The 12758-nt window shown below is 64.2% G+C and carries 14 protein-coding genes; 5 read left to right on the top strand and 9 right to left on the bottom strand.

The annotated features are described in order from the left end of the window. The first annotated feature begins 88 nt into the window (after nucleotides 1-88). The gene (locus MTR66_RS04925; protein WP_243918400.1) at nucleotides 89-985 is read left to right on the top strand and encodes an RcnB family protein; all 897 of its coding nucleotides are present in this window, start codon (nucleotides 89-91) and stop codon (nucleotides 983-985) included. Between the two features lie 87 nt (nucleotides 986-1072). Here MTR66_RS04925 and MTR66_RS04920 read toward each other — a convergent pair whose 3' ends face one another. Next, nucleotides 1073-1615: a cytochrome b gene (locus MTR66_RS04920; RefSeq protein ID WP_243918397.1), complete on the bottom strand. Its 543-nt coding sequence runs from the start codon at nucleotides 1613-1615 to the stop codon at nucleotides 1073-1075. Between the two features lie 108 nt (nucleotides 1616-1723). Here MTR66_RS04920 and MTR66_RS04915 point away from each other — a divergent pair, with 108 nt between their 5' ends. Next, a complete protein-coding gene (locus MTR66_RS04915; protein ID WP_243918395.1) occupies nucleotides 1724-2389 on the top strand; it encodes a prolyl hydroxylase family protein in 666 nt (221 codons plus the stop codon). Between the two features lie 33 nt (nucleotides 2390-2422). Here the strand turns inward: MTR66_RS04915 and MTR66_RS04910 are convergent, their stop codons facing one another. After that, a complete protein-coding gene (locus MTR66_RS04910; RefSeq protein ID WP_243918393.1) occupies nucleotides 2423-4021 on the bottom strand; it encodes a lysine--tRNA ligase in 1599 nt (532 codons plus the stop codon). Between the two features lie 110 nt (nucleotides 4022-4131). On the opposite strand from MTR66_RS04910, the gene MTR66_RS04905 reads away from it, so the two are divergent. Then, nucleotides 4132-4995, top strand: coding sequence for a mechanosensitive ion channel family protein (locus MTR66_RS04905; protein ID WP_243918391.1), 864 nt, complete (start codon nucleotides 4132-4134; stop codon nucleotides 4993-4995). 70 nt (nucleotides 4996-5065) lie between these two features. Here MTR66_RS04905 and MTR66_RS04900 read toward each other — a convergent pair whose 3' ends face one another. Together MTR66_RS04900 and MTR66_RS04895 are read right to left on the bottom strand one after the other, a co-directional pair. Further along, nucleotides 5066-5356, bottom strand: a complete 291-nt coding sequence (locus tag MTR66_RS04900; RefSeq protein WP_243918389.1) for a DUF2218 domain-containing protein — start codon at nucleotides 5354-5356, stop codon at nucleotides 5066-5068. Further along, complete coding sequence (locus MTR66_RS04895) at nucleotides 5353-6024, bottom strand: PadR family transcriptional regulator (RefSeq protein ID WP_243918387.1); 672 nt, start codon at nucleotides 6022-6024, stop codon at nucleotides 5353-5355. The genes MTR66_RS04900 and MTR66_RS04895 overlap by 4 nt, the downstream gene beginning before the upstream one ends. A gap of 158 nt (nucleotides 6025-6182) precedes the next feature. Here MTR66_RS04895 and MTR66_RS04890 point away from each other — a divergent pair, with 158 nt between their 5' ends. Together MTR66_RS04890 and MTR66_RS04885 are read left to right on the top strand one after the other, a co-directional pair. After that, on the top strand, nucleotides 6183-8897 hold the full coding sequence (locus tag MTR66_RS04890; RefSeq protein ID WP_243918385.1) for an ATP-dependent DNA helicase: 2715 nt from the start codon (nucleotides 6183-6185) through the stop codon (nucleotides 8895-8897). A gap of 43 nt (nucleotides 8898-8940) precedes the next feature. Continuing rightward, nucleotides 8941-9486, top strand: a complete 546-nt coding sequence (locus tag MTR66_RS04885; protein ID WP_243918383.1) for a SixA phosphatase family protein — start codon at nucleotides 8941-8943, stop codon at nucleotides 9484-9486. Between the two features lie 151 nt (nucleotides 9487-9637). Here the strand turns inward: MTR66_RS04885 and MTR66_RS04880 are convergent, their stop codons facing one another. From MTR66_RS04880 to rpmF, 5 genes are all read right to left on the bottom strand, one after another. Further along, the gene (locus MTR66_RS04880; RefSeq protein WP_243918380.1) at nucleotides 9638-10030 is read right to left on the bottom strand and encodes a MerR family transcriptional regulator; all 393 of its coding nucleotides are present in this window, start codon (nucleotides 10028-10030) and stop codon (nucleotides 9638-9640) included. Between the two features lie 14 nt (nucleotides 10031-10044). Then, nucleotides 10045-10341 carry an integration host factor subunit alpha gene (locus tag MTR66_RS04875; RefSeq protein WP_243918378.1) on the bottom strand — a complete coding sequence of 99 codons (297 nt, stop codon included), beginning with the start codon at nucleotides 10339-10341 and terminating at the stop codon, nucleotides 10045-10047. 115 nt (nucleotides 10342-10456) lie between these two features. Continuing rightward, nucleotides 10457-11425 (bottom strand): beta-ketoacyl-ACP synthase III, encoded by a 969-nt coding sequence (locus MTR66_RS04870; protein WP_268740255.1) that lies wholly within the window; start codon nucleotides 11423-11425, stop codon nucleotides 10457-10459. Continuing rightward, the gene (gene plsX / locus MTR66_RS04865; RefSeq protein ID WP_243918375.1) at nucleotides 11425-12486 is read right to left on the bottom strand and encodes a phosphate acyltransferase PlsX; all 1062 of its coding nucleotides are present in this window, start codon (nucleotides 12484-12486) and stop codon (nucleotides 11425-11427) included. Before plsX ends, MTR66_RS04870 begins: the two co-directional genes overlap by 1 nt. A 29-nt stretch (nucleotides 12487-12515) precedes the next feature. Beyond that, nucleotides 12516-12695, bottom strand: a complete 180-nt coding sequence (gene rpmF, locus MTR66_RS04860; protein ID WP_039284222.1) for a 50S ribosomal protein L32 — start codon at nucleotides 12693-12695, stop codon at nucleotides 12516-12518. Nucleotides 12696-12758: the final 63 nt, after the last annotated feature.

Here is a 12758-nt window from a genome sequence, read left to right as displayed (position 1 = left end):
CCCCTTCTAGAACAAGCTCAAGGATGAGCCGCCATCGCCGTGCGGCAAGTCCGGTTTTTGGAGACCGGATATGGCAAACTGGAAGATTATGAAAAGAGACGCATGGCTCGGTGCCAGTGCGTGGAGCACGATGGCCGCCGCTGTCGCAGGGCTGGCCATGGCAGTCCCCGCCGAAGCGGCCCCGCAGCAGGAACGCGAGCACCGCCAATGGTCCGGCCATCAGCGCAGTTTGCGCAGCGACCGGAACCCGCAGCGCAGCGCCAGGCCCGCAGCGGTGCGCAGCCAGCGGCAGGCCGCTCCTGAACGGCCCCGCCGTTCCAGCCAGAGCGCCCCCAAGAACTGGGCCGAGGCCCGCGCCCGCATCGCCAACCAGCGTGAAGACCGGCGCGGCACTACCCGCACGCCCACTGTCCGCACGAACCGTTCCGATCAGAACGAGCGGTCCCATGCCTGGAAGAGCCCTGACCGGCGCTCCAGCCAGGACCGGGATCAGTACCGCAACCGCGACCGGGACCATGAGACAAGGTCGTCGCGGGACCGCCAGCGTGCGGAGCGCGAGCGGAACCGCGAGCGCCAGCGCTGGGAACGGGATCGCCGGAATCATGACCGCTGGGAACGCAACCGGGATCGGGAGCGCTATGAGCGGCACCGGGCCAGCCGCAATAACTACCGTGACTGGAACCGTCATGCCTGGCGCAACGACCATCGCTACAACTGGCGCAGCTACCGGGCGCGCCACCGCTCGACTTACCGGATCGGCCGCTACTACGCGCCCTACCACGGCTACTCGTACCGCCGTTTCGGTATCGGCATCAGGCTAGGCTCGCTGTTCTACAGCAGCCGCTACTGGATCAACGATCCCTGGGCCTATCGCCTGCCTGCCGTCTACGGCCCGTACCGCTGGGTCCGCTACTATGACGACGTGCTGCTGGTAAACGTCTATACCGGCGAAGTCGCCGACGTGATCTACGACTTCTTCTGGTAACAGCCCGATACGGCACCGGATAAAACGAAGGCCCCGCCGCTTTTCTCGCGCCGGGGCCTTCTTTTCGTTTGCACCTGTTGCAGGCGGTCAGCGGCGGCGCAGGAAAGGCACCATGCGGGCCATCGTATCATCCCGGTCCAGGATCTGGTGCTTGAGCGCCCCGGCGACATGCAGCGCGATCAGCGCCAGCATCGCCGTGGCCAGCACTTCGTGGCTTTCATGGAAAATGCCGCCAAGGACTTTGCTGTCCCCCACCGGAAGCGGCGGCACACCGAACAGGCCGAACCAGCTTATCGGCTTCCCCCAGCCGGACGCCATGCCCCAGCCGGTCAGCGGGATGAACAGCATCAGGAAGTAAAACAGGCCGTGCGTCACCTTGGCCAGCGCGGCTTCCCAGGCGGCAAGCGCGGAAGAGAGCGGCGGCGCCTTGTGCATCAGCCGCCAGACGATGCGAACGAGAGTCAGCGCCAGAATCGTGAGACCGATGGCCTTGTGAGTGGCCATGATCTCCATCTTTTGCACCTTGGGCATATCTTCCGCGATCCAGGCGGCGGCGAAATTGAGCGCGATAAGCACCGCGATCAGCCAATGCAGCACGACGGCCACGCGCGAATAGTGCTGTGTTTCCATGGTCCTTCACCCCGATGAAGATTGCTGTAAGCCCCGTATGTAGACCGTTTTTCACGAGAGAAACAGGACGATTGATCCTGATCGAAACTCACGTACTCTGTTGTTGCGATGACAGGCGCTGCCCATCCCGATTGCAGGGCTCTTGCCAGGATCGGCGCCGCCGTGCGCGAGCGCTTGTCCTGCGAGCCGTCGGTCAGACGCTTTCCCGAAGAGAGGGTTGAACTCTACGCCGTGGACAGCTTTCTCAATGCGGAGGAATGCGCGCGCCTGATCGGCATGATCGATGCCGTTGCCTGCCCTTCCAGCCTGGTCGACGATACGCCCTGGCCCCATTACCGCACCAGCTATTCCGGCGATATCGATATTCACGACGATACCGTGCGCTCCCTCGATCACCGCCTTGCCGCCCTTACCGGGCTGCCGCTGGCCTGCGGCGAATCCGCGCAAGGGCAGCGCTACGACTGCGGCCAGTACTTCGAAGAACACTGCGACTGGTTTGACACGACGGCCGGATACTGGCGCCGCGAACGGCGCAGCGGCGGGCAGCGCAGCTGGACGGCGATGATCTACCTCAACGAAGTCGCCGAAGGCGGGACCACCGATTTCACCCGCGTCCGCCTCAGCGTTCCGCCTTTGACCGGCAGCCTGCTGCTCTGGAACAACGCCCAGGCGGATGGCACTCCCAACCCCTGGTCGATGCATGCGGCGCGCCCCGTGTTGCGCGGCGTGAAATACGTCGTCACCAAATGGTTCCGGGCGCGCACCTGGCAATAGCGGCCCCGGAACCAGCCGCCCGTTACCGTGGGATCAGCCTTCCAGAGCCTGCGCGATCAGCGTGCGCGTTTCAGGCACGCCGTAAAGCGCAATGAAGCTTCCCATGCGTGGTCCCTGCGAAGAGCCCAGCAGCGTCTCGTAGAGCGCCTTGAACCAGTCGCGCAGAGTGGCGAAGCCATAGGCCTCGTTCTTGCCGATCTCGTAGACGGTGTTCTGCAGTTCTTCCGCCGTGGTCTCCGGCCCGGCCTTGGCCAGCTCGGCATCGAGCGCCTTGAGCGCTTCCGCCTCGTTGGCTTCCGGCGCGCGGCGCACCAGCGTAGGCGCAATGAAATCGCGATTGGTGGCAAGCGCCGCGCGGACCAGTTCGCCCAGTTCGGGATGGGCTTCCGGCGTCGCCTCGGCCACGTAGTTGCCAAGGTACGACCAGACCTGCTCAGCCGTCGCCTCAGCCCCCAGCACGCCGACAAGGTTGAGCAGCAGCGAGAACGTCACCGGCAGCGTATCGCCCGCCCCGTCGCCTTCGCCATTGGCGCGCAGCAAATGCCACACCGGATTGCCGAGCTGCTTGTCGAGCGCCTGCGCCGCCAGATTGCCCCGGAACTGCCAGTATTCATCGACAGCCTTGGGGATCACGCCGGCGTGGAGTTGCTTGGCACTCTTGGGCTCGCGGAAGAGATAGAACCCCAGCGATTCCTCGGTGCCATAGGTCAGCCACTGGTCGATGGTCAGGCCATTGCCCTTGGACTTGGAGATCTTCTCCCCGTTCTCGTCGAGGAACAGCTCGTAGATCAGGCCTTCGGGCTTACGCCCGCCGAGAATCTTCACGATCTTGCCAGACTGGGTGACCGAGTCGGTCAGATCCTTGCCGCACATCTCGTAATCGACGCCCAGCGCATACCAGCGCATCGCCCAGTCGACCTTCCACTGCAGCTTGGCCTGCCCGCCGAAAACGGACTGCTCCACGGTCGAACCATCCTCGTCGCTGAAGCGGATCATGCCGGTGGCCGGGTCGAGCACTTCCACCGGAACCTGCAGCACCACGCCGCTGGAGGGCGAAACCGGCAGCACCGGCGAATAGGTCTTGCGCCGCTCCTCACGCAGCGTGGGCAGCATGACGTCGAGGATCGCCTGATTGCATTCCAGCACGCGCGTCAGCGCCGCATCGAAAGCCCCGGAATTGTAACGGTCGCTTGCCGAGACGAATTCGTAATCGAACCCGAAACGGTCGAGAAATTCGCGCAGCTTCGCGTTGTTGTGATGGGCGAAGCTTTCGAACTGCCCGAAGGGATCGGGAATGCGCGTCAGCGGCTTGCCGAGATTGGCCTCCAGCACCTGCGCATTGGGAATGTTGTCGGGCACCTTGCGCAAGCCGTCCATATCGTCCGAGAAAGCGACAAGGCGCGTCGGTGCCCCGCCCGTCAACGCTTCGTAGGCGCGGCGGACCAGCGTGGTACGCAGAACTTCCTGAAAAGTGCCGATATGCGGCAGGCCCGAAGGGCCATAGCCAGTCTCGAACAGCACAGGCTCGCCGCCCGGTTTGCCTTGCGGGTAACGTTTGACTAGCTTCTGGGCCTCCTGGAAGGGCCAGGCCTTGGACACACGGGCGGCTTCGATCAGGGCATTGTCGGTCATGGCCGCGCTCTTTGGCGAATTGCGCGCGTTTCGCAAGGGCGAAGCTGAATCTGGAACCGCCCGCCCCAACAGACATTATGTGCGAAAGGCACCGAAAGGACTGAATACCCGTGAATTATATCGCAATCCTGAACACCGAAATCGAAGCGATGGCGCAGGCCTTTGTGCATGCCCTTCCCGCGCTTGCCATCGCTCTGGCCATCATCGTGGCCACATGGGCGCTGGCCCGCCTGATGGCGCGCATTGCCTTGCGGATCACCACGCGCGCGCAAGTCCGCGACGATCTCAAGCAACTGGCCGCGACGCTCGTGCGCCTGCTCGTGTGGATCTGCGGCATTCTCATCGCTCTCACCGTGGCGATCCCCAGCTTCACACCGGCAGGCGCTTTCGCCGGTCTGGGTGTCGGCGCTCTAGCCATCGGTTTTGCCTTTCAGGATATTTTCGAGAATTTTCTGGCCGGCGTGCTGATCATGCTGCGCGACAAGATGAACATCGGCGATTCCGTCATCTGCAGCGGCATTTCCGGAAAAGTGGAAAAGATCACCTTGCGCGAAACCCATATCCGCCAGTTCTCGGGCGAACTGACGGTGGTGCCCAATTCGATGCTGTTCAAGAACCCGGTCGAAATCCTCACTGACCAGAACCTGCGCCGCAACGAGGTGATTGCCGGCGTCTCCTACGACACCAACCTCGCCCATGCGCAACAAGTGATCGAACAGGCCCTGCTGACGGTGGATGCGATCGACAAGGAAAAAGGCACGGTCGTCTTCGCGCAGGAATTCAATGCCAGTTCCATCGATTTCCTCGTTCAGTGGTGGAGCGACAGCACGGCGCAGGATCTGCGCCTCACCAAGAGCCAGGTCATCTTCGCCATCAAGCAGGCGCTGGACGATGCCGGGATCGAGATTCCGTTCCCTTACGTCACCCACACCTTCAAGGAAGCGGTCTCCTTCCAACCCGCAAACGCCGCATAACCCGCGAATGCAGGAAAGCCCCGGAGAGCCGCATGGTCCTCCGGGGCTTCTTCCTCAGGCCCGAATGCGTCTACTGCTGCCAGGCCCACTCGTAAGTCAGCGGTGCCTCGCGGAATGCGAAGCGGTCGATATGACGGGCGACGACACCGGTCAGCCGCTCCACCTCATCGCGGCTGTCGCCGGTGATGGTGATGGCAATTCCTTCACTGTCGGCCGCCATTCGCGCGACAGCCGCAGGGAACGTCACCGTCCCGGTATCGCCATCCACCCCGGTTTCCAGCTTGTGGCTCCAGTGCTTGCACAACTGGCGCACATACTTTCCGCCGTTTCCGGTCTTCACTTTAGCTGCAATGGTGCTCACGCTTCGATCCGTTCGATCTTGCGGGTGGCCTCGTCGATGGCATCGGCGATCTGCAGCACCATATCCCGGTCAGCGCCATCGCGCGACAGGCGGTCGAACACCGATGTCTTGAGCGCGTGCATAGCACGGCGCACCGGTGCGGGATCGACCTTATCGCGATGCTCGGCCAGAGCCGTCAGCCGCGTCTTGAGACTTTCCGCCTTTTCAGCATCGGTCTCGGCCTGCTGGCGGCCTTCCGCCGTTGCTTCGTAGGACTTGCGGGCGCCGCCTTCCTCCACCACCGCGATCAGCCCTGCCTCTTCCATATAGGTAAGTGCGGGATAGACCACGCCCGGACTGGGGGCATATTCGCCGCCCGAAAGCGTTTCGATCTCGCGGATCAGGTCATAGCCGTGGCGCGGTGCTTCCGCGATCAACGCCAGCAACAGCGCCTGCAATTCGGTCTGGTCGAACAGCCGCTTGCGCCGTCCGCCGCGCCCGCGGCCTCCGCCACCCGGCCCGCCGAAACCCGGACCTGCGCCCGGAAAGCCTTCACCGAAACCGCCACGGCCGAAAGGACCGCGCGCCATGGCATGCTTGCCCCAACCGCCACGCATTGCGTGGAATTCGCCGCTCGGGAAATCTTCGTTACGGCCGCCGCAGCGGCGGCCCTGCCTGTGATTGAACATGGTGTTCCTCATGTGTGGACTCGCTTCATTTGCGATAGCTTTAAGATATATCTTAAATGATCTTGAGCAAGTCTGAAAATTGTATCAGCGCGGATTTTGCCGGGGGCTGCCGGGTTGGCGGCGTTTCCAATCGCGGTGCCGGTGCGTAAGAGATTCGCATGGCCGCCCTCTCCCTCCCTGCCCTCCACGCCAGCCATGGCGGGTGCTGGCTGCGCGATGCCGAGGCGACGCGCACGATCTCCCGGGGCGAAGCGGTCACGGCGGCAGCGGATGCTCCGCTGCTGATCCTGAACGCGCCGCTGGTGGCAACACGGCTGGGCTATCCCGATCTGGCCGGGCTGGATCTGCTGGAACTCTTCGCATTCGTGCACCCCGCCCGTTTCGTGGTGCCGACGCCCAAGGGCCTCGCCCATGCGCTCGGGCTGACGGAACCAAAGGGCGATGCAGACGTGCCGCTCTTGCTGCAGCAGGCGGCGGAAGCGCTGCTAGGTACGTGCGAATCCGCAGAGTGGCCCGAACGCGAAGGCGCATGGACGGCTCTGCAATCGCTCGTCCGGATGCGCTGGCCCTGGGCCACCCTGCTCACCGGCCGCATTGCGAAGCCGCAACGGGCAGAACGCTGGCTGTTCTCGCGCCTGCCGGAATGGGAGGAAAGCCCCGAGCAGCCGCAGCCGCGCCAGATCACGCTGGACGAGGCGGACGTGCTCCACCGGCTCGAAGACTTGACCGGCACCGGCGCCGAGCAGCGCCCGGGCCAGCGCGCCTACGCAGCCGAGGCCGCCCATGCTTTTGCCCCCCGCGAACGCTCCGGCCGCCCGCACCTGCTGCTGGCACAGGCCGGAACCGGTATCGGCAAGACGCTGGGCTATCTCGCTCCGGCCTCGCTGTGGAGCCAGCAGTCGGGCGGCACCGTCTGGGTCTCCACATACACCAAGGCCCTCCAGCGCCAGTTGCGGCAGGAAAGCCGCCGTGCCTGGCCGGAACGGCGGGTGGACGGCACGCAGCCGGTCGTCGTGCGCAAGGGGCGTGAGAACTACTTGTGCCTGCTCAATCTCGAAGACGCCCTGCAAGGCGGCTTCGCGGGCCGGGCGGCGATCCTCGCGCAACTGGTGGCGCGCTGGGCCTCCTATTCGCGCGATGGCGACATGATCGGGGGCGACCTGCCCGGCTGGCTCGGCACCCTGTTCCGCCAGCGCGGCATCACTTCGCTGACCGACCGGCGCGGCGAATGCGTCTATGCCGGGTGCCCGCATTACCGCAAATGCTTCATCGAGCGCGCGGCGCGGGCGAGTGCCGGGGCCGATCTGGTGATCGCCAACCACGCGCTCGTGATGGTCAATGCCGCGCGCGGGCGCGATGCCGCCGCGCGCCCCACCCGCATCGTGTTCGACGAAGGCCATCACGTTTTCGATGCCGCCGATTCCACGTTCGCCGCCGCGCTCACCGGGGCCGAGACGATCGAGCTGCGCCGCTGGGTGATCGGCCCGGAAAAGAACGCGCGCGGCCGCCGCCGGGGCCTCTCCGCCCGCCTCGCCGACATCGTCAGTTATGACGAGGCCGGGGCCAAGGCGATCACCGCCGCGTGCGCCGCCGCTGAGGCCCTGCCCGGAGACGGCTGGATGCAGAGGCTGGCCGAAGGCGCACCCTGGGGGCCGCTCGAAGAGCTGCTCGCCGCCGTGCGCGCCACTGTCTATGCGCGCGACGAGAGCGGCGGACAGGAAGCGGGCTATGGCCTCGAAACCGAGGCCTCCGGGCTTGATGGGGCTTTCGTCGAGATATCCGAAGCCGCGCGCGAGGCCCTGGCCGATTTGCGCCAGCCACTCATGCGGCTCGGCCTGCGGCTGGAAGCCTTGCTGGAAGATCCGCCCGACTGGCTCGACGGCCAGGGCCGCGCCCGGCTGGAGGGTGCGCGCCATTCGCTGTCCTGGCGCATCGATCTGCTTGCCGCGTGGGAAGCGCTGCTGGCCAGGCTCGGCGGCCCCGCCGATCCCGAATATGTCGACTGGCTGGCGGTCGAACGTTCGGAAGCCCGCGAATTCGATATCGGCATCCACCGCCGCTGGCTGGACCCGATGAAGCCCTTCGCGCAAGTCGTGCTCGAACCCGCGCACGGCGTGATCATGACATCCGCGACCCTGCGCGACGGCGAGGACTGGAACAAGGCCGTCGCCCGCTCGGGCGCGGACCATATCGGCATCGCCCCGCAACTCACCGCGCAGGATAGCCCGTTCGACTATGCCGCTCAGGCCGAAGTGCTGATCGTCACCGATGTGCCGCGCGGCGATATTCCCGCGCTGGCGGCGGCCTATGCCCGGCTGATCGAGGCTTCGCGCGGCGGCGTGCTTGGCCTGTTCACGGCGATCCGGCGGCTGCGCGCGGTCCACGGCCGCATTGCCGACCGGCTCGCCCGCGCCGGGCTGCCGCTCTATGCCCAGCATGTCGATCCGATCGATACCGGCACGCTGGTCGATATCTTCCGCGACGATCCCGCTGCATCGCTGCTCGGCACCGATGCCCTGCGCGACGGGGTGGACGTGCCCGGCCATTCGCTGCGGCTGGTGGTGATGGAGCAGGTGCCCTGGCCGCGCCCCTCGATCCTCCATCGCGCCCGGCGCGTGGCAGGCGGCGGCTCGGCCTATGACGATTCGATCATCCGCGCCCGGCTGGCGCAGGCTTTCGGCCGCCTGATCCGCAGCCGCGGGGACCACGGCTATTTCGTGGTTCTCTCCTCCGCCTTCCCGTCCCGGCTGCTCAGTGCCTTTCCCGCAGGCACACCGGTCAGGCGGATTTCGCTGGAGGAGGCTTTACATCGCGTGTCCGGCCATGCTTCAGGAGAAACCACGCCGGATCATGAAAACACCGGTCATCCCTGACACCTCGCTGTTCCAGCGCCCCGCCCGAGAGTTGCCTGCCCGAATGAAGACCCTGGGAATTTTCCGCCATGCGAAATCGGACTGGAACGATGCGCGCCTGCGCGATTTCGACCGTCCGCTGAACGAGCGCGGGAGGAAAGGCGCAGCCGTCATGGGCAAGCATATCCGCGATCATGCCGTGGGCTGGAAGTGCGTGCTGGCCTCTCCTGCGGTACGCGTTACCCAGACCATCGAACTGGCCTGTGAAGCTGCAGGCGAAACGCCGCCGATCACCTGGGACCGGCGCATCTACCTGGCCAATTCCGCAGCGCTTCTGGACATGCTGCGCGATCAGGACGGCGATCCCGCCTCGATCATGCTGGTCGGCCACAATCCCGGGCTGGAAGACCTGATCTTCGATCTGGTGCCCGACGACGGGAGCTGCCCCTTGCGGGACATCGTGGAAGACAAGTTTCCCACCGCGGCCTATGCCGTGCTGGAACTCGATATCGATGAATGGTCCGGCATCGCGGAAAACTGCGGACGGCTAGTCCATCTGGTCCGGCCAAGGGATCTGGACCCCACGCTCGGCCCCACGGCCATAAGCTAGGACGGATCGACATTCAGCCCTGACGGCCTGCAAATGGCGCTTTTGCGCGCTTCCAGTGCTCACGTACATGAAGTACGCTGCGCTCCGGAAGCGCGCAAAATCACCATTTTCGGCTCGCCATCTTCTGAATGTCGATCCGTCCTAGTCCGTTTCAGGCTGCTGCAAGCGCTTCGGCCAGATCCCGCCGAATCGCCACGAGCCGTTCACGAAGCTCGATATCCGCTGCACGGGAAGCCGGTTCCTCGACGGTAACGGATGGTGCTGGCGGAGCCGATCTCTCCGAAATCGCCTTGCAGGCCCCGCGAAGCGTATAGCCTTCGCGATGAACGAGCCGGTCGATCTCGGCAATCAGCGCCACGTCCGCCGGGCGGTAGTAACGCCGCCCGCCGCTGCGCTTGACCGGTTTCAGAGCAGGGAACTGCTCTTCCCAATACCGCAGGACATGCTGGCGAATGCCCAGTGCCTGCGTGACCTCTCCGATCGTGCGCAGGGCATCTGCATCCTTTCCGTCATGAAATACGGGACCTGTCGGCAATCCGCTCATGCAGCCTCCGGCAATCAGCTTTCGGAGATGCGGTCCTTGAGCATCTGACTGGCCCGGAACGTCATCACCCGGCGTGGGGTAATGGGTACTTCCACACCCGTTTTGGGATTGCGTCCAATGCGCTCCCCCTTGTCTCGCAACAGGAATGTCCCGAACCCCGAGATCTTGACATTCTCGCCCTCACTGAGCGCGGATGTCATGTGCTGGAGTATCGCTTCCACCATGGCAAGCGACTCCGACCTCGAAAGCCCAAGCTTCCTGTGAATGGATTCGGCGATTTCCGCCCTCGTCAATGTTTCCGTGGAGCGCATGTAGCCCGCTTTCCCCTTCGAGCGCCAACCCCTTGATACTCGATCATATGAAATTGCTGGGAAAAAGCAATGCTGGCAGGAATATTATACGTAATTGTGAATTCTGAGCGCGGACCTACATCCGAATCAGACTTGCACCCCACGTAAAACCGCCGCCCATCGCTTCCAGCATGACGAGATCGCCTTTGACGATCCGCCCGTCCCGGACGGCCTGATCGAGCGCCAACGGCACCGAGGCTGCCGAAGTATTGGCGTGCTGCCCAACCGTCATCACAACCTTTTCAGCAGGCATGTCGAGCTTCTTGGCCGTCGCGTCCAGAATGCGGGCATTGGCCTGATGCGGCACCAGCCAATCAATATCCGACGTTGTCAGCCCTGTCTCTTCCAGCACTTCCTTGAGGACTTCTGCCAGATTCACGACAGCGTGCCGGAAGACCTCGCGGCCCTTCATGCGCAGCTTGCCAACCGTACCGGTGGTCGATGGACCGCCGTCGACGAAGAGCAACTGGTTGTGCGCGCCATCGGCATGCAGCCGGGTCGCCAGGATGCCGCGCGGTTCATCGCCGGACTGTTCCTGCGCTTCAAGAACGATGGCCCCGGCGCCGTCTCCGAAAAGAACGCAAGTTGTGCGGTCTTCCCAGTCGAGAATACGGCTGAACGTTTCCGAACCGATCACCAGCGCGCGTTTCGCCATGCCCGAACGCAGCATCGAATCGGCAACGCCCAGCGCATAGAGGAAGCCCGAGCATACGGCGGCGACGTCAAAGGCCATGCCCCCGCGGCAGCCCAGATTGTTCTGCACGATCGTCGCGGTCGCAGGGAACGTCTGATCCGGAGTCGCAGTGCCCAGCACGATCAGATCGATCGAGGATGCCTCGATGCCCGCGGCCTCGATCGCCTTCTGCGCGGCTTCCGTGGCCAGGCTGGACGTCGTTTCGTCCGGTTCGGCAATGTGGCGGTTGGAAATGCCGGTGCGCTCTACGATCCATTCATCGCTGGTATCGACGCTTTCGGCGAGTTCGGCGTTGCTGACGGCGCGGCGCGGAAGTGCCGAGCCCGTTCCCAGAAGAACCGAACGAATCATCAGGCACGCTCTTCCTGTGTTCGCGGCATGCGCCAGTTATCCCCGCCCACCCGGGCGAGGTCGGCAGTGATGCGCTCGGTCACATTTTCCTCCAGAAGCCGCGCGGTTACGGCCACGGCATTGGCCACGCCCGCGGCGTTCGCGCCGCCATGGCTCTTCACGACGATGCCGTTCAGACCCAGGAAAACAGCGCCATTATGATTATTGGGATCGAGATGATGCTTGAGCAGTTCGGTCGCCGGGCGTGAGATCAGGAAGCCGATCTTCGAACGCAGCGAACTGGCGAAACTGCGGCGCAGCAGATCGGCCACGAAACGCGCCGTGCCTTCCACCGCCTTGAGCGCAATGTTGCCGGAAAAGCCATCGGTGACGACGACATCGACGTCGCCCCGGCACATCTTGTCCGCTTCGGTAAAGCCGTCAAAGGAAATCGAGAGATCACCCGCCGCCTCTTTCAGCGTGGCCGCCGCATCGCGCAGCAGATCGGTGCCCTTGATTTCCTCTGTGCCGATATTGAGGAGCCGCACGCGCGGCTCCTCGCGCCCGGTGGCGACGCGGGCATAGGCAGAACCCATGATCGCGAACTGCACCAGATTGCGGCTGTCGCACTCGGTATTGGCGCCGAGATCGAGCATGATCACGTCATTGTCGCCGAGTGTCGGCAACAATGCAGCCAGTGCCGGGCGATCGATGCCGGGCATCGTGCGCAGCGTCAGTTTGGCAATGGCCATGAGCGCGCCGGTATTACCGGCACTCACGGCCGCACCGGCATCGCCGCTTTTCACAGCAGCGATAGCGCGCCCCATCGATGTCGTCTTGGCGCGGCGAAGGGCCTGGCTAGGCTTGTCCTCGCCGCTGATAACGTCATCGGTGTGCAGGATTTCGGAGCTTGCCCGCAGATTGGGGTGCTTTTCGAGCGCGGCTTTAATCCGCGCCTCGTCCCCAACCAGCAGGAACTTGAAGCGGTCATGACGGCGGCGCGCCAGCGCGGCGCCTTCGATCATGACGCGCACGCCCTCGTCGCCGCCCATCGCATCAATCGCGATACGCGGCAAACTCATGGGCTCTCTCCGAAACTCGTCTAAAGGTCTTAGATTTCGACCGCGACGATCTCACGGCCGTTGTAGTGGCCGCAAGCGTTGCAGAGATTGTGCGGGCGCTTCAGTTCGCCGCAGTTCGGGCATTCGTGGAACGCTTCAGCCTTGAGGGCATCATGGCTGCGGCGCATACCCCGGCGGGACGGGGTCGTTTTTCTCTTAGGGACAGCCATTTCGGCACCTGTTCCTGAAACTGTAATTTGTCAAAAACGCCGCCAGTGACCGTTAGCGGACAC

Source organism: Novosphingobium beihaiense, from assembly GCF_022832375.1.
GTDB lineage: Bacteria > Pseudomonadota > Alphaproteobacteria > Sphingomonadales > Sphingomonadaceae > Novosphingobium > Novosphingobium beihaiensis.
Note: the sequence above shows the minus strand (reverse complement) of the source record. Positions and strands in the feature narration are given on the sequence as shown.